Annotated in this window: 5 protein-coding genes and 1 pseudogene; 4 read left to right on the plus strand and 2 right to left on the minus strand. The window is 60.8% G+C overall.

Annotated features, from left to right (window positions below; all coding sequences use genetic code 11):
• Positions 1 to 392: 392 nt before the first annotated feature.
• The 3 genes from U5A57_RS40260 to U5A57_RS40270 are packed head-to-tail and all read left to right on the plus strand — an operon-like array spanning position 393 to position 3,704.
• Positions 393 to 1,367, plus strand: coding sequence for a hypothetical protein (locus U5A57_RS40260; RefSeq protein ID WP_321917801.1), 975 nt, complete (start codon positions 393 to 395; stop codon positions 1,365 to 1,367).
• The gene (locus tag U5A57_RS40265) at positions 1,364 to 2,431 is read left to right on the plus strand and encodes a hypothetical protein (RefSeq protein WP_321917803.1); all 1,068 of its coding nucleotides are present in this window, start codon (positions 1,364 to 1,366) and stop codon (positions 2,429 to 2,431) included. The genes U5A57_RS40260 and U5A57_RS40265 overlap by 4 nt, the downstream gene beginning before the upstream one ends.
• 13 nt (positions 2,432 to 2,444) lie before the next feature.
• Positions 2,445 to 3,704, plus strand: a complete 1,260-nt coding sequence (locus U5A57_RS40270; protein ID WP_321917805.1) for a hypothetical protein — start codon at positions 2,445 to 2,447, stop codon at positions 3,702 to 3,704.
• Positions 3,705 to 4,055: 351 nt separating this feature from the next.
• Here U5A57_RS40270 and U5A57_RS40275 read toward each other — a convergent pair whose 3' ends face one another.
• Both U5A57_RS40275 and U5A57_RS40280 read right to left on the minus strand, forming a co-directional pair.
• On the minus strand, positions 4,056 to 4,358 hold the full coding sequence (locus U5A57_RS40275; RefSeq protein WP_321917807.1) for a hypothetical protein: 303 nt from the start codon (positions 4,356 to 4,358) through the stop codon (positions 4,056 to 4,058).
• Positions 4,359 to 4,839: 481 nt separating this feature from the next.
• A pseudogene (locus U5A57_RS40280) lies at positions 4,840 to 5,578 on the minus strand (IS6 family transposase).
• A 577-nt stretch (positions 5,579 to 6,155) separates the two neighbouring features.
• Between U5A57_RS40280 and U5A57_RS40285 the strand changes: the two are divergent.
• Positions 6,156 to 18,500, plus strand: a complete 12,345-nt coding sequence (locus U5A57_RS40285; RefSeq protein WP_321917808.1) for a hypothetical protein — start codon at positions 6,156 to 6,158, stop codon at positions 18,498 to 18,500.
• Positions 18,501 to 18,509 lie beyond the last annotated feature (9 nt).

An 18,509-nucleotide genomic window follows, 5' to 3' on the forward strand; every position in this document is an offset into this window, starting at 1 on the left:
GCAATACATCTATTTTTCCATTAAACTTTGATGTTTGAAAACCAATCCTCCGCCCCGCCTTCCGCTAACCGGCCCGTTTTCCCGACGCAGTTGAACCCACTAAATTCAAAGAGTTGATAATTTCCAATTTCAATTTGGCTGCACTGGATTGACAGATTTGCGTCGTTCTACGCGAACGATGCCAGGTAGGCGGAGGTGTGTGCGTTACCGCACAGTCAAATCCAACCCAAGTGGCCAACCTGAAAATCCAGCCAGCGTCAGACTCACATGTCGTCACTGGACCATCGTGCAACGCGGGTACGAGTTGCTGCCGGTGTTGCCGGACGTCGCCAAACTTTTGAATAGCCAACCCGTACCGACAATTCGATCGCCCGCGCCGTGGGGAGAGAGCGATGGACATCAAATGGATAAGAGGGATTTCCGACTGGCTGAGGCGTGGTCACCGTGAGGACCACGCTCAGCGAAGCCACGCTAATAGCTTGATGGCAGCCCCCGCGCAGGTATCGCGGATACCGCAGTATTTCACGCTCTCATGGGCGGACCGCCGAGAACAGTTGCTGGCGCGATTCAGTCGCGAATGGCCGGGCGTGGACTTCACACTTGCTAATGCCGACTACATTGACTCCCTGACGTCCCCGACGAGCGGTAACGTACACGTCATCTTCAATCTGGGCGCAGATGCACTACGAAACTTCATCGAGCACAACGACTACAAGAATGTCTACGAGCGCCCGGTCGTGCATGGCGTGCGACGCCAGCCATCCCCAAAGCGCATTCGCGTCGATTCACTGGTGGGGCTGACAACACCGGAGAAAGTCTACTTTTGCGCGTTGTCGATGGGCGGCACCGGCATGCGGTTTTACGGTGAATACTGTGTGGTGCTGAAGCACAAACCCATTCTCGTGCTCGATCGCAATTCCTATGACCTCGATGAGGAGCCGATCAGGGGCATACTCTCCAACCTGCTGCCGGCGGAATACCCATCGATCGTCAGGAGCCTGATGAGCAGCTATCCGAGCCCCGATTGTGCAGACCTGCTGGCTATCAAGGTGATCGACCGTCTTGGTCACCGTGCACGCCGATATACGCGCGGCGCCGTCGCAGGTGCCCTGCTTTCCGACGAGGATTTTGTCGAGGCCTACCACTACGGCAAGATCGATACGAAGGCGGTACTCGAAGTTCGCGCCCATCCGGAAGACGAAGCCATCGAAAACAGCATCGATCGCCGGTTCCGGAACGGTGAATCCGTCATGCCGGAAGAATTGCAGTGGGTGGCACAACGGCAGCAGGCGCGCAAAGTCATGGAGGGCAAGCCAATAGCTTATCGCGTGATGTCCGATCACGACCGGGGCCCGCGATGGAAATGAAGTGGTATATCGACGCGTGGTCGCCCACCGATGGACGCGCATTTGCATCGCATCGTGTGAGCGGCGATCCGTGGAGGGTCGATGCGGAGGATCCCGTCATGCTGGCCGCGCCCACGTTTGAGGCGCGCCCAGTGCCGCGTGCTATCGCGTTCGGCGCAGTCCATCGCGGTATGCAGGAACAGTTTTCCCTGCAGGACGGCACCGAACATGCGTTCGAATCACTGGAGCAGTTGCGATCCTATGTGCGGCGAATTTACGGCGGCAGTGGCCCAGGGACCATGGGCAGCGGCGATGACGGTGGTCCAGAACCCGATGGCGACGGCCCACTCGTGCCGCCGGACGGTGACTGGCTGCGGTTTCTGTACGGACCGGATGCACCCATTGATAGCGGCTACGACACTTCCATGGCCGTCCTGCTGGCGACAATGGAAAAGAATGCGCATCACGAGCGCCTATTCTCAGTGGCGCGTTTGTTACCGCACCGCAGTTGGGAAGCGGCGTGTCGCCTGCTGATTATCGCAGCAAAGAAAGCATTCGACGCACACATGAACGCCAATGCGCTGGAGTTGGTTCGCGTCGCTTGCCTGATCAACAAGGACGCGGCCATGAAATTCGCGGTCTCGCACTACCCCGACCTGGACGCTCGAAGTTCGAGCGCTTACCACGGCGATTGGTTCGATCGGAGGAGCGACGCACGCCTGCCTCACTTGCACGAAGCGCATCTGCCGAAGCGCTTCGCAAGTATGGTTGACCTGCCAGCGAAGGTTGCAACGTTGCTCGATGCCGTGACCTATCTCTCAGCGGATCGGCGATATATTGTGAATGCAGCACCATCCCTTCTGTGGCCTTTGATTGTGGCCCTCGCGGCATGCAGTCAAGCCCAGGCGACATCGGTCTTGACTGGCAACGGGTACGATTGGCGTCGTCCATTCCGTGCTCGCTGCGAAGCGTTTATCGCCACGTGGCTGCCTTCCCAGCTTTTGCCCGACGAACTCGAAGAAGCCATCCACACCTGGAGCAGGCGCGATCCCAAGGACCAGCGCGGCCTGACCGACGCGCCCTGAAAAGGACATCCCCATGTCATTCATTTCCCCATCCAGCAGCGATCCGTCAAAACTCACGTTCAATCGCTCGACGGACGATCTGTTGAAGCAGCAGACCAAGGACGACATCACCGCAGTCAACATCGCATTGCTACCCATGCTCGCGCTGGGCGGTATCGGGGTCATCTGGGTGGGCGTCAACAGCACAGTCGCTGGCGCGGTCGGCGCAGTGGTGCTCTGGGCCATTGCGAGTCTTGCCGTCGGTGGGGTGACGGGCTTCCTGTTCGGCATCCCGCGATCCGGCATTTTCCTGACCAGGACATCAACCAAGCCGGCGTCTGTCGCTGGCGGCAACGCCAAAAGCGTTGCCGCTGATATATCGGCAATGTCGAGCCAATCCAGTGACAGGTCAGCGCGACCCAATACGAATTTGGAAGAAATCTCCGATTGGCTGACCAAGATCATCGTCGGCCTCGGGCTAGTCAATCTGAAAGCCATCGGTACACGCATCCATGACATCGCGGCAAACGTGGCGGCGTCGCTGCAACAAGCACCAACCGCCTGGGATATATCGGTTGCCATGGCGATGATCGTTGGATTCTCGATCATCGGATTTCTCTGCGGATACCTTTACACCCGCCTGTACCTGCAGGGCGCGATGATCCGTTCCGACAACAACATGGCAGGCCAGCTTCGCGCCGAGATCGATGCTGCGATCCAGGAAGCCCCCCCGCTACCCGACGTGACCCCCGGCATGCCCTCTATCCCGACAGAATCCGACAAGGAGACCGCCCGCCGCCTGAACCAGATCGCATCTGCGGCCGATCGGCCTGAAGTGGTGCTGGAGCAGATTCGCACACTGGCAAGCGAATACGAGTCCGTTCGGCAACAGCAGAACTATGGCAGCGCACGGACGAAGAAAATGCGCGAGATCGCGGGTCGCATGAAACTGATCGGGCTGATGGTGCAGCCGTTCCTATCGAAGCTCACGGCAAGCCCTTCGCCCGGCGAACGCTTGGTAGCGATCATGGCGCTACAGATGCGATTCGATCCGACGTACATCGAATGGCTGGCAAACAGGCTCGTGGAGGAACCGGCTTTCCCCGCCTACCAGGCTGCCAGCGCCTTGCTGGCTCGGTTGCCACTGGTTGGGCACGCAGAGTGCGAGCGTATCAAGCGGGCAGCACAGGCAGCGGTCGCTGAACACAAGCGGCTGAATCTTGCGTCTGAGAAAACGCGTGATGATCTCTTTGAGAAGATCTTGGGGTTCGGCTCCCCCCTGACAAGGACGTAGCCGCGTCGGACACCGCCGCCAATTAGCGCGATGCGCTCTAGGTGCCAACGCCGATTGAAATCTGACCCACCTTGCGGGGAATCTGGAGTGATCTCCTGAGGCTGGACCGGTTTGGGTCTGCCAATTAGGGCTACTCGGGCATGCTAAGTCGACCGCCAAGACCGGCTCTGCCTCATATATCGGAAGCCGATTAAAAAGCATCCGTTTTGTGCGAGTGGTAGCCTTGTACATCGGCGCCGAAATAAATCCGGCTGATAGTTATCGTTCGCGCAACACCGAGAATCGTCCGATAACCGACGCACATTTGAACAGCGCCCAAATCCCATGTTTGGACGCCATATCGCTCGCGAGCTAGGGCGTGCCATCCAGACACGAGCATACGGTATCGTCGGGCAGAATCTGGACGCTCTGCGCCAGCGGCCCATTGATCTGAGACTGGTGTGAAAATGTGCCGGTACCTCCAGCGATACCGGAGTTCCAACCTTCAGATTGTTGTCGGGGACCCACCGATCCGTCCGCGAAGACGGGATTGAAATAGAAGAATCCGGCGCTGCGCTTGCACCTGCCGGTAGATATCTCGACTGTTAATAGATTGTCGTCACTGATCGAAACCAACTGTATGTTGGCGGTGCAGGGCGGATTCGGATTGGGCATCACGTGTCTCCGTTTATCAAGCGTTGGTTAAAATTGGCCCTTCGTATGCATGGGGAGCTCACAAACTCTCGTCCGGCAACGCAGCAGGAAATCTTAGGCAAGCTTGCGCGTTCATTTAAAGGATTTTGTGGAAGAAATTCGGCCAGTCCCAGCCGAATTCCCGTGAGCCAGCTTTGGAGCAGGCAATTCTGGCGGAGGCTGGCAAGTCGTCCAAATCCCCGCTCTGTGCGGAATATCCAGTCCGCCGGATGGAGATTTTTCGCGGAGATTCTCGACCGCTTTATAAGCATCAGTATCCGTTATCTGTTATTTTTGTAACGATAGACGATCTTTCAACTATGCCCAGTACCAAGACTGAGATTTATGTTACCTGTAGCACACTGGCATGTCCGAATCCACAAAGAGCGGGTTGATCAATCGATGATTGTGAGCTCAAACCACTGGATTGTGTCGCGTTAAGGGCTATGGGACGATCAGGCGCTTAAGATGACGATGATTGTTGCATTACGAGAGAATAGAATTGTTCGACTGCAGTCGAGGTGAAGCGATCGTCACACATTTGCCCCTTGCGGATCATGCGTACGATCTCTATGCCAGACAGGATGATGCGCGCACAGCGGAAATCCTTGAACCCCATCGTCCGTTTGATGATGCGTTTGATGGCGCGGTGACCCTGCTCAACGACGTTGCCCGGGTATTTGTTTTGACGGGCCTTGATCGGTGTTAAATGCTCGGCATTGGGCACTTCAGCTCAGCCAGATTGGCGCCGCTCCTGCCCACGGTGATTGTCTCTGGCTCGCCACTCTGTTCAATCGCCTTTTGACGTAGCGACGCGCCGCGGCCTTGTCCCGATGGGCGCGCAGCAGAAAATCCACAGCGTTGCCCACCTTGTCGACGGCACGGTACACGTATTTCCATTGGCCTTTGACCTTGACATAGGTCTCATCGACGCGCCAGCTCTCGCCGACAGGCCGTTTGCGTTTGCGGAATTCTTTTTCAAACACAGGCAGCAGCTTGATAGCCCATCGGTGCACGCTCGAATGGTCCAGATCGATACCCCGCTCGGCCATCATTTCTTCGAGGTTACGGACGCTCAGTGAGTACGCGACGGACCACCGGACGCACAGCAGGATCACGTCCAGCGGGTGGTGCAGCCGCATCAGAGCCTTACCAATGCCAACGGGCAGCGTCGTGCATGGCGCCTTCGTCTTTGCCATCATGCTTGTCATGCGTTGTGGTCGACGGATTTTACTTGACCGCGTTAGTGCGACAAAATCCGAGCGTTTTGTTATCAATCATCGTTACCCTCACAGTCTACGCCACACAAAAGTGGCTTTGCAAATATTGGGCGAATGTGCTTTTATTTTAAATGCAATCTGGAATCAGTCGCCTGCCTAATAGAATAACGTTTATAAACGCTCAATCCTATCGACAAGTCGGGCAGCGTCACGGGACAGAACGCTTCCATGCGACGCCAGAATAAAAGGTGGAATTACGTGCGCACACCATACATACGGATCATCGTGAATTGCAGGGGACGCGCGTTGCGCATGCAACCTGAATGTTTCCTCAGGTTAACACTCTGCCGCCGTTCAAGCCAGCGCCCCTTTCTCTGGCTTCCCATCAGTACCCTTCCCTTTGCCGCTGTAAGTCCACTGGTCCCGCGACTCAAGGAACCAGGCGATTGACCTTGCGTAGCCTCACGCCTCACATTCGCGCCGGAAACGAACGGCCCGCTTGTGCGGATCAGTTTTGTCCTTTTGATTCGTGACGCGGTAGTGGCAGGAGTGTGACGGCATGGCGGATATCAAACTCTATTCGACCAGCGATGCTGGTGGATTCACACTGAAGGCACGCATCGATGACAGCACGCGCGTGATCGAGGCCATTCTTCTTTCAGTCGGGGATGCGCTCAAGGGCATGTTCGTCCTCGGCTCTGCCGACGGACCGCCACCTATTACGGTACTGCCAGCCGAATTCGTCACGAACGGCACACTCATGAGCTGGAGCGAGATCCAGTCGAAGGTGATCGAGAAAGCGGAAGCCAGCGAGCGCGCGAGACTGGAAGCACTGCGCGATTCGCTGCGCAAACAACTGGCGGATCACGAGATCGATCTGGACGCGCAAGCTGGAGGGTTCCTCGGCGTTAGTGGCGTGGGCAACCTTACGGCGATGATCAGTGCGAGCTTGTCGATCGACCTTCTGATGGTCGATCCCACGCTTTCACCTGCGCCTGCCGACGACGCCGTCGTGCTGTCCGCCACACTCAATGCACAAGGGCAAGCCACTTTAGCCACAAATGCCTGCACCGCCAGCTTTTTCCTGAGCCTGACCTTGACGCGGAAAGGGATACTCTCGGTACTGCCTTCGTTGTCGCTCGACGCACTGCCTGCCATCAAGTGCCCGTTCGATTTTCATTGGCCGAAGATCGCATGGCCAACGCTGCAGTGGTCCGATCTCGACCTGAGCGGTCTCGCCACGCTGTTTCGCTTCGACTTGCCGATCCCATCGCCCGACGACGGGTACCCCAAGCTGAGCATCGACTGGGGCGCATCGAAGCCAAGCATCAGTTTCAACGTCACTAACGGCAAGCTGGCCCTCAGCACCACGAACTCCGGGAACGGCACGCTGGTATGTGAAACGTCCAGCGATGCGTCCACGCCGCTCGCCAATATAGCCGGTCTGGCGATTGGGCTGGATGCGCAAGGCAATCTCACGCTTCAGGGAAAAATCACCGCGACCCATGCCGCCAATATCGATCTGCCGGACAAGTCCATCACCCAGCCCCCAGCGCTCCCGTTCACGATCGATATCGATCCGGGCAAACTGGCGTTCGCATTCACGGGCTCGATCACCCTGCCGCAAATCGCCAGCGCCGACGCCAGTTTCACCGCCACGCTGACCTTGCCGCGCGTGCTGATCCGCGCAAAGAGCGATCCCTCGCTCGTGCTCGCCCTGCGCGTCGTATTCGAGGAAGGCTACACGCCGGCGTCCGGCAAGAGCGCCGGCAAAATCAAATCACTCGATATCGTCGATCCTTATCCTTTCGGGCTCGTTGGCCTGATCGCCCGCGAGGCCGCCGACACCGCAGCAGCGCTTATCAGGTTCGTCAGCGCGATTCCAATACCGCAGGGCAACACCGATACAGGCCTGCTCGCGCTGCTCGAACGCATCGCGGCGATGGCGAGCGCGGCCATTGGCTGGCTCGCACAACAGGTAATCTCCGCTGCGGAAACGCTGATCGGCATCGCGCAAGGTGCGGCGGATCTCCTGGCGCAGGCGGTAAAGCAACTGTTCAAGATATTGCAGAAGGCTTCATTCAGTCATCCATATCTTGTCGTTGAAACCCGGCTCGATGCGCGCACGTTCGCGCTGCGGCAGGTTATCGTGTCGCCGGCATGGGACGGCACGGCAGCAGAGCCCTGGACTGGCGACGCGCTCGGACTGACGTTGGACGTGCCGTATGCGTGGCGGCCGTCCCTGATCGTGGACCTGGATTCGCCTGTGAGCATCGCACTGGCCGTCACCGAACCGGCCCCTGATACCACCGCCCTTACGCTGGGTACCGACCTCTGGCTCAGACGTGACACGGTCTGCGACGCCGTGCGCGATAGCGACGGAAAAGACGGGCAGCGCGTCAACTCATCACGCGTGATTCAAGCCACGGTCATACCAAACATCACGACGCCGCTCATCCTGGTGCGCTATAGCTCGGGCGCGATCAGCTTCCTTGAAAAGATGAGCGCGAACATTCAACCACTGCCCGCGGGGGCCATGCTGCCCGTACCGGTATCGACCGTTAGCGGCGCGATTACCTATTCGGCACTCAGTTGCGGCCCCAAAGACAACCATCAGAACGATATTCAACTCGACATCACCGTCGCCCCCGGCACTGCAACGAGGCTGCTGCCCTTCCTCCAGTCATCGGGCGGCACGTCGCCATCGACCGGCACCGGCACATTCATCGATACGCTGAAGCAGTACGTGACGATCGAAAATGGCGATCCGCCAAAGGTCAGCGCAAGCACCGTTGATATCACCTTCAACGCCACACTGCATATCAGGAAGGCGTCGGGTGGCGAAACGACAGCAAAACTGCCGATCGACGTGCAACTCGACCTTCACTCGATGCAGGTCCGCCTGAAGAGCATCGAAACCGTCGAGGTCGAGAGTACGGCAGCCGATTCGAGGCTTGATCTTCTTGGCCTCTCCGGCCAGATTCTTCCCCGCAACGTGCCGCCTGGCGGCACGCCTGCAGGCAGCTATCCCATCTTCAAACTGGACTTTTCCTCAGGCGACATGCGCCTGTCGCTCGCTAACAGCGCCCGCCTCGACCTCACCTACGACAAGGTAGCCAGCCAAGGCCGTGGCATCGTGTTTTGCGTCGATGAATTCATCATGTCGCGCAACGGCATCGACCTGAGCGCGCGAGTCGATCCGCAATCGCCCGTTCAGCTTGCCGGCGTCGATATGCCGTTTCGCTTTCACGAAGGCGGACTGTTGATCCGCAACGGACAGATCCAGTCGTTCTCGATCAACGGCTCGGGGCAACTGCCACCGGATCTGATCGGCGAAGCCAACGCGAGCATTTCGATCACGATGGGTCGCGGCAGCGACGGCACGCTGATCGTGCAAAGCGCCGACGCCAGGCTCGACATGTCAGGCAGTCCGATTGTCTGCCACGCGACGTGCTTCACGTTTTCGCTCGCGGCTATTGGCTTGCGGTTCCACGACTTCTCCGCCGAAGGCGGGGGATATCACTTCTATTTCACGCTGACCGGCACGGCACGCTTTACACCGCAGCCAGGCGCGTTCGCCGAAGGTCTGCTGAAGAACTTCGCCAGTCTGACCATCACGCTGGATCAAACGCCGCTCGCACGCGACCCGTCGATGCTTGCGCGTGCAATCAGTTTTCAGGTCAACGTCGAGCCGAAAGCGCGCATCAACTTCTTCAACCTGTTCACGTTCGAACTGCGCGGGATCGGTTTTCATCCGAAGTCGCCGGCTTTCAATGGCGATCCTGCGATGTCCATTTCCGGACAACTCTACTTTCTCGAAGGATGCGACATCCCTAGCGAAAGCATTATTTGTCACGAACTCATGGTTGCCAGAGCACCTTTGAATGACTGGCGTCCGCGTGTGCGATTCGACGGCCTGAGCGTCGCCGTGCGTTTCGGCGGCTCGGCAACGATCGAAGGCACAGCGATTGCCGTTGACGACACCTTGCCTACGCTCTTCGCCCCCGGCGCGCTACCCGCCAATGTCACCGCTCGCGGCTTTCTTGCCGCGGGCAAATTGAGCATCAAGGGCTGGGGGCAAATGTCCGCGTCGATGGGCTTTCTTGAGCTGCGCAAGGACAACGGCGCGCCGCGCCAGGCCTTCTTTGTCTATGGCGAGGAAGACAAGCTGTCGATCGAAATTCCCACGCCCCTTGCGCCGATCTATCTGCGCGAGGTGGGGTTTGGTTTCGGCTTTCGCTACACGCTTGCGGCATTCAATCGCGCGGATCAGGTTACGGACGTCAAGGGTCTCATCGATACGCTCGACGGCATTTCGAAGTATCAGGGCGAGCTGGCATCGGTCAACGCGTGGGAGCCGGAACCCGAAGGTGACCGCCTGACGCTTGCACTGCGCGGGCTGATTACCATCGCGAGCGCGTCCGGCGAAAACGAATACAACGAATCCGGCGAAGAAGACCTGCCCAATCCGGTGCTTTTCGATATCGTCGCCGCCCTGCGCAGCGACCTCACGTTCTTCATGAACGCACGTGTATGGCTCGCGCGCAATTACGCGGACTGGGTCAATTCGAGCGCCACCTCGGACGCATGGCGAACCAATCCGACCATGCGCGGCTATATGTATCTTTCGGTGCCGCGCAGCGAATTTCTCGGGCGCCTGATTGCCGACGGCACCGGCGACGTCGAGGGCACGCATCCGCAATTGCCCGAACCGCTCGTCAAGGCGATGAAGGCCATCCGCTGGTCCGCGACGATCTATATTCGCCCCGGCCTCTTTCATCAGGAATTCGGCTGGCCCTACGAGCTGGGCTTCACGCTCGCAGAGAAAGACGTGTTCCAGATCGATTGCTCGGGCGGGCTCGTCAATCGCATCGAAGATCTCTCGGTGCTCTACGGCGTCGCGTTTCGCGCCAAAGGGTTCGCGCAGATCGGCGGAACGGTTGGCGGGCGCTCGTTCGGCGCATCAGTGAGCGCGCGTGCCGATTTTTCGCTCGACGCGAAGTTCATTGCCTATCTTTCGCTCAAGCGTTTCGGCGACACGCTGTTCTACGGTGCGCTCGCCTGCGATGTCGCCATTTCGCTGCAGGTGCGGGTCTGGCTCAACTTCTCGGCCGGCTTCTTCGACGTGCACCTCGAAGTGGGCTTCTCGATGTCGCTCACCATCTCCGTCGCGCTCGAAGTCGCGCTTTCGCCCGCAAAGATGGGTGGGCGCGCGTGCGCCTCGGTGGCCGTGGGTGCGTTTGGCCGCACGCTGCGGCTTGGCGTGGGCTTTGGTTTCAACGAAGACATGCTCGAATCGGCGCGCCAGCGCGTCGCGCGCTTCCTTTCGCTCGGCCTGAGCGTTGCGCTGCCAGATGCGCAGCAAGGCGTCGCGCCCGCCGGGCAGACACGCGGCGCGGCTTCGCGTGACGCCGATCGCTCGCTGGACCAGTCGCTCGACAAACAGGACAAGCTCGCCGAGCCCGCGCCCGCGCCACCACCGGCCGCAGGCGCGGGCGGCGCTGCGGGCCAAGCCGCCAATCCGCCCACCGAGATCGAACCCTCCGGCCGCGCCCTGCCACCAACTGGCTACTGGGCGATGCTGTTCCCCGTGCGAGGCGAACAACAGGGCGACGCCGGCGAACGATTCGTGATGATCCTCGTGCCCCGCGACCACTCCGAAACCGGGCTCACCGAGGAAGCCCTGCCGCGCCACTTCAATGGCAACTGGCTCGGCACGTTCTACGCACCGCCAGAAAAACCCGACGACAGCACGCCGACCTCGCGTATGTCGATTCGCCTGCTTAGCGCGGGCGAAGTCCTGCCGGGCCAGCGGCAGAAGATCGACATCCAGCTGCTCGACCCGGGCAGCACCGCCCAACCCGCCCGCTCGACCCCTCTGGAACTGACAGACACCGCCACCGCACTCCCGTATCGCCTCGATCACCCTGCGATCGTGGCCGCTGCGGGCACGCTGACGCTCGGCCAGGTGCTGACGCAGTGCTTCATCGTCGACAGTGACAACGCGCTGAAAGAGCCGCTCGCGCGCGAAGTGAAGACCGACGCGCAACGCCTGCCGCCAACACGTGAAGCCGCCGCGCAAGTGCTCGCCGCCGCAGCGCGCGACCAGCTCGACCTGCAGACCGAAGCGCGCGCCGCCAATGCCATCGAGGAACGGCGCGCGTCGATTGTCGCGGCGCTGTGCGAGTCGGCTACGAAGCTCGCCGACGGCGGTGATCTCGCATGGGCCACCGACCCCAGCTCACCGGGATTCGACATACGCCTGCTCGGCGTTGCGTTTGTGGTGACGCGCACCAACATCGACGAGCTGTTCGGCTCACGCGCGCCCGATGCGGCCACGCCTGCCTGCGCGAATTTCGTGATCGATACCACCGAGGGCAAGGGTCAGCAGGTCCATCTCTTCAACCCGCCCGAAAGCATGTTCCGCGAGCGCTCGCCTCAGCTTACGAAACACAGCTTCGAGTCCACACCGCACGGCGTATTGATCGATTGGGATCTGGAGCCCGCCTTCGGGCCGTCGTCAGGCGTCTGGAACGACCCGGAATTCGACCTGAAGCACTACTACATCGAACGTGTGGCGATGACGGCAGACGGTAATGCGCTGTATCCGCCAAGGCCCGTCACGGCCAAGGCCACCGCGCCGTTGCGGCTGATTGTCGATCCCGTGACCGGCGAGCTGGTGTGGGGCTTCACGCGGCCAAACGCGCAGTACGTCGACGACCTTTCCGACCTTCCGCCAGCGGACAGCCGGGCCATTCTGCAAGGCAAAGGCAATACGCTGATCACGAGCCTGCATTACGTCATCAAACCGGTCGATACCGCGGGAACGCAGGGTTGCCAGTCGCAGTTCGTGCTGAAGCTCAACACGCCCGCGAGCACGCAACCATGCGTGAGGCGCGCCGTGCTGAATTTCGAATATCGCGACAGCAACGCGCAGCTTCGCGGCCCGTGGGTCAACCAAGAGCACACAGCGAAACCAGATGTCACGCTGGGCATCGACGACAGCAACGACGACGGCGTGCAGAACACGATGCCAACGGCATCGGGCGACAATGATCTTCGCCCGCCGCTCGACAAGGATCGCACCTACCGGCTGCGCGTGCGGCGCGAGCGCGGTGTTCCGAGCGGCCTCTACGGCAGCGACGCGGTCACCGATGCCCTTACGCGCCCCTCAGCTGCCGATTTCGATCTGAAACACGCAACCGATACCGACTTTCTGATCACGCTGCCCGCGAAAAAAAGCGATGGCCAATCGAATCAGATTCCGTCGTACGTTGCGCCGCTCGAGCTGACTGGCCGCACGGGTTTCAGCCTGCCGGACGATGCCTTCTTCGAGGCGATTGGCGTGACGAGCAAGAACAAACGCGATAGCGTGATTGCCGTGCGCTTCGCGATCCGTCCCGAGTACGATCCGGCCTCGGAAACACCGGGCGCCTGGTGCCCGACCGATATCACGATCCTCTTCGCTCCGCCGCAAGCGGACACACAGCACAAGGCCATGCCCATTGCTGCGCCCGTCGAAATTTACGAGCATCCGCTCGCGGTGGACGCCGCTCCGCTGATGTTCGACGATCTCGCCGGCGAAGCTGGCCGCGTCGTGATCCGCTGCCCGGACGCGCAGGGACTGACCGAGACCCTGGTCGAAAATCTGGATCAGTCGGCATCAGCCTCATCGGCTCTGGAAATTCTGCCGGACATCCGGCGGCGCGTTGCTACGCGGCTGCGATGGAACGCCCGCCCGGCCGCAGAAGGCGACAAAGCGGCCGCAAAAGACGACGATGCGACCGATAACAGCGCGACGCGGCTCGCGCCCTTTTTTGGCGGCTTCGATCTGTTCGAGTTCGATGCCGGAAGCGATGCCAATGGCGCATCCACACACCCATTCGCGCTGCGGCTGGCCTGCGACTTCGACGCCTCGACCCATGGCCGCGCGCCCGCCAAAGCAACATTCAGTGTGAACGCGGAAGATTTTTCCGCCGCGACAACACTCCTGATCAGCACGACGGATCTCCACGGCGATCGTTCGCACGAACTTGACGAAATCGATCAGTCGCCGGAACGCGTGAAAGGCCATTTGCGCCTCGTGAGCACGCGCGAAAAGTGGAAGTGGGCGGAAGTCCAGGTCAGCGCGATGGTCCGCGCGGACGGCTACCGGATGCTGTCAATCGAAAGCATCGGTGCGAGCGGCATTGCGCCGTTCGGCAATGGCGATACGGTCGATCTGGTCTTCACGCGCATGACGGCCCGACACCTCACGCGCGTGCAGGCTTTGCCGGAAACCGACGTCGGCATCGACCCGCCCGCGATCACGGACTTTTCCAAGGTCGAGGCCCACTATCCAGGCGAGACCGCGCGACTGGGCGAGGGTACGTCACGGCTCGCCGGATGGTACTCGCCGGCGGAGTCCTTCGTGGTGTGGCCGCAGCGGCCATTGCGTCGCGCGCTGTCGATCAACGTCGACGAGACCGTGGTTACCGCGCTACTCGCCAATGGACGGCCCACCGGGCTCCGGGTGACGCTCACGATTGGGAGCAAGGCTTACCTCGTGAAGCCCCTCCCGCCCAGCAATCCGAAGGCCGTTTCCGCAGACCAGACTCCGGCTCCAGATCCGGATCCAGCCGCCGGAACGATTTTCGATCTCCCGCCCAACACGGCGCGCACCGTGAGCGCGGTGCGCAAGCTGCTGCGCAATCTCTCGTGGGAAGCCCCGGCGCGCGACGTCTTCGACAGGAATCGCAACGACCTGCGCAATGCGCGCGTGCAGGTCGCCGCACTGAAAAACGATCCATCCACGCCGATTGCCACGGCGCAATGGCAAGTCGATCTCGATCCGGATCTGCACCCCGTGCTCGCGGACACCATCGATCGCGTGCGCTATGCCGGTCTGCCGGAAAGCGAGTTCCCGTCGATCAAGCCGCCGAACGAATGGAAAGACGCGTCGGGCCAACCGTTGTCCGAGCAGTCGTTCGCGGACTGCCAGACGGTGCGTTTTTCGATCACCGACTGGCCCGCCAATATGACGACGCCCGAGGTCATCCTGGTCTCAGGCGACGGTGCGCCAGCGCAGATCGACTTCACCCGCATCGGCGTGACCTCGGCAGGCCGGTATGGACTGGTCCGCAATGCTGCGGGAAACCTCTCTATCCGGCTTTCCGCAAGCAAGCGCGCGAAGCTTTTCAGTGAACTGAAGAAAAATTCTGGGTTCCTTAAGTCCGTGCAGCTCATCCTGTTGTGCGACATGAAAGATGGCACGACCCAGATCGCCAGCGGCACGTTCGACTTGGTCACCAACTTGTGCGATACGGGCGGCGCGGTGTATCGACGCTACGAGCCGGTGCTGGAGCCGTTGCCGAAAACCAGTGCAGCCGACGTCACGGCGTGGATGGACGACTCGCCACCGCAGCGCGACCCCTATGGATGGGGCGTGCTGCGTATGCTCGGGTTGGCGGTCGGACTGCGCCTTTACGATACGGAAACGAACGGCTACCTGCGGCCCGATAAGGCGCTTCCCCTGCTCAACCAGGCGTTCGACGCAACGCTGGTGACGTATCAGGATATATCGCTGGGCGCACCCTTCATCGACGTCCTGACGCGTGCGGGCGCGACGATGGAACTCACCTCATTCGACGGCGACACGCCGGCGATGGACGTCAAAGAAACAGAAAGTTTCATCACGAATAACGGTCTCGCGCTCATGCAGATCGCTTTGCGGCCACTGCCAAACCCGTGCGTGGAAGCCAGTGGAAGCCGGCCGGTCGCCTATTTCGCGATCCAGACGGGCAAAAACACAACCTCGTTCGATATCGATCTGAGCGCATGTCAGCTTGCAAAGGACGACCCGTTGCAGGTGATCGTCGCCGATGTGCTGGATCTCTCGACGTCGCTGGCCAGTGCGCCGCTCACGACGCTCGCATTCGCGCCCCCGAGTCCGGATTCCACGCGGAACGACATGTTGGCCGCGCTCATCAGCGACATGACCGACAAAGCCGGTGCCCCTAAGTGCTGCACGATCAACGTACAGCCTGCGGCGCAGCAGAAAACCGTTGCGCTCGTTCGCATGACGGTCGTTGGCGGCGACGCGACCGCGCTCGGCAACCTCTGGATTCGCGATTCGAGCGCGGATGGCGTCGGCAGCGGCGCGACGGCGGTTTGCGTCAGCGCGCCCAAGGCGCAAAGCGACGCTGAAACCGGCAACACGGTGACGGCCGAACCATTCGGAAGCTTCAATGACATGTCGCCCAAGCGCTGGACCGCACTTGCGCTCAACCATCCGCAGATTCAGAACGCAATCGCTACGCTCAAGCAATACACCGCACATCGTTGGGCGGATGGCTGGCCGCAAGATGTCGCGCAGATCGCTTCGCGCCTCGCTAACTGGACGCGCCGCTTTCTCGACTACGGCCCCGGCACGAACATCGCAACGCCTACCAAGCCGCCCAAGATTCTCTTTTCGATCGGCGAAGTAACGCGGCCGGATCCCTGGCGCATCGCGGTTCAGGATGACGGCACGATGGACGTGCTGTTCACGCACGACGACCGCAAGCGGCGGCTCAAACGTTACGCGGTCAAACCGTTCGGACGCTACGACAGCTTCGTCGCGGCGCTGCGATCGGCGCAGCCTGGTGCCGCGACGCCGGCGCCCAACCTCTACGGGGCGTGGACCGATGCGATCCAAGAGAGCCAGACGGAAGACTTCGAACAGATGTGGGCGCAGCGCCTTTGCGACATCGTGCTGCCGCGCTCGGAGCCTATCGCGCCGCCGGTGCTCGTCGATGCCCGGCGCGTTGCGAAGGGCGGCAATCCGAAGGGCGACAACCCCAACGACGACAACCGCAACGACGACAATCCGAACGGCGACAATTCGATGCTTGAATTCGTCTACAAACGGCATCCGGAGGAAATCCTGTCCGAGGCGAACGTCACGGCCGAAGGTGCGCTGTCGTTCGAATCCGTGTCGGTCGGCTTCTGGCGCGAGTTTCCCATGCAGCGCTGGGCGCTCGACATGTGCGCCGACTGCCACATCGACATCGACACTGCCGCGGCGTTCGGCAGCATGGACTCCCGGCCGCCTGCCCCGTCGCTGATCGTCGGCGATAACGATTTTGCTGGCCTTGCCGGCAAGGGCGGACGTTTTACGGATGGCTGGCAAGGCGCGCTCGTGTTGCGCACCGACACGATGCCGTTCTTTTTCCGCACGCACGCAGCGGCCTATGCGTCGGCGGGCGTGGTCGTCTCCGAACCGGTGATCGCGACGATCGAAGAAGGCAGTTACGTGCTGAACTGTCCCTGGGACGACATCAACCATAAGTCCGACAAGCCCAGTTGGACGGTCGAGCGACGCACGGGGGACAACGCGGGCGTCAACGGCGTTTATATCGTGTTTTCGCTTCCGCTGGTGCGATTCATCGACGGGATGACCGCGGCCTCACGTGAGGCCTGGCTCACCGATAAACAGCCGCCGGAGGTGTTCACGCTGCCCGACCCGCTCGCGAACTATGAAATCCGCGCTTGCGCAAATGGCCCCGCGGGCGTGCAATCGGCGTCGCCGGAACTCACGCTGATCGGCCAGCAACGTACCGAGTCGTTGACGCCTGACGACACCAATATCTCGGGCTTTCGCGTGAGTGTTGTGGGTCCGCTGTTTACGCCGAAACAAACGAGCGTTGCTAAACCCGTGCGGCATGACGGAGCGTCGGTCTGGTGGCGGCAGGATATCGAAGCTCGGCTCAACCCGACCGCCGACCACCCTCCCGCTGAAGCATTTGCACCGTTCATTTTGCTGTTCGATCAGGCAAGTCCACTCACGCGCTTCGAACTGGAACCGGACGCGTTCGCGCTGGACTCGTCATGGCCAGATCTCGCGCCGCGTGCTGCTGCGACGCTCAACGTATCGACGCCGGTTCCAAACGATGCGCAGACGCGCGCAAAGTTCGCAGCCGATCTGACCGTGTGGCGCGACCTGTTCGCAAAGTATGCGAACGACGCCGCTGCGCACGCAGCCAGAGACTTCATCCAGGCATGGATCGATTTCGTGACCGCCCCGGGCGCGCCGCAGCCGCCGGTCAGCAAGCGCATCGACAACTTCACGCTGGGATTGCCTTATTTCGGCACGGGGCGTCCATCCGCGCTGGCCGTCAAGCCGGATTCGTGGGGCGACTGGCGGGCACCCGCCTATGCGGGCATTGCGCGGCGCACGGCGATTGGTGCGCTGAAAGTGTCCGCGTCCATTGGGAACTACGATCAATCTGCACTGCAAAGTACGGTGCTTGATCCGGTCGTGCGTGCGATGCGCAGTCTCACCGTCATGCGTAAAGACGCCGAAGTCGGCAACCGATTCCCAGGCATCGCGCCCTATGTGTGGCCGGTTCAGCCAGCGCTCACCAATGATGCGCTCGTGCTCGCGCTCGCCGCGCGCAACGGCAAGCCGCCATTGCCGCCTTGTGCGGACGTGATCGTTGCGATCCCGATCACGGTGGACAACACCCATGCGGCAAGAAGCGCGCTGCGGGATCTGATCGACGCCGTGGAGAAGGCGCGATTTACCGCCACGACGATCACCGATCTCGGCGCGCTCGAAGACGGCGCAAGCAGCGCGCTCGTGCATTTCCCGGCATTCAGCCTCGCGCCCGGCGACGTCACCAATGCGCTGAGCGCGCCCGGCTTGACGCTTGCGGCCTTCATCGCAAGCGCCTTCGTGCTGCGCCAGCCACCCACCGACGATGATACGGAACGCCCCGCCATCATCCACGCCATTCAAACGTCTACGGCAAACCAGATCATCGAACTTACAACGCAGTTCAACAACGCCATGACCGCACAGCTTTTTGGCGAGCACAATGTGCCTCATATCAAGATCGTGCGCGGAACGGCGCCGATCGTAGATGTGGCGATCGAGCGCGGATAAGGGAGTGCA

Source organism: Paraburkholderia sp. J11-2, from assembly GCF_905220185.1.
In the GTDB taxonomy this organism is placed as follows: domain Bacteria; phylum Pseudomonadota; class Gammaproteobacteria; order Burkholderiales; family Burkholderiaceae; genus Paraburkholderia.

Bases quoted from the DNA above. Each gene is read 5' to 3' on its own strand.
- U5A57_RS40270 (WP_321917805.1), top strand. From the start codon at position 2,445: ATGTCATTCATTTCCCCATCCAGCAGCGATCCGTCAAAACTCACGTTC.
- U5A57_RS40260 (WP_321917801.1), top strand. From the start codon at position 393: ATGGACATCAAATGGATAAGAGGGATTTCCGACTGGCTGAGGCGTGGT.
- U5A57_RS40275 (WP_321917807.1), bottom strand. From the start codon at position 4,358: ATGCCCAATCCGAATCCGCCCTGCACCGCCAACATACAGTTGGTTTCG.
- U5A57_RS40285 (WP_321917808.1), top strand. From the start codon at position 6,156: ATGGCGGATATCAAACTCTATTCGACCAGCGATGCTGGTGGATTCACA.
- U5A57_RS40265 (WP_321917803.1), top strand. From the start codon at position 1,364: ATGAAGTGGTATATCGACGCGTGGTCGCCCACCGATGGACGCGCATTT.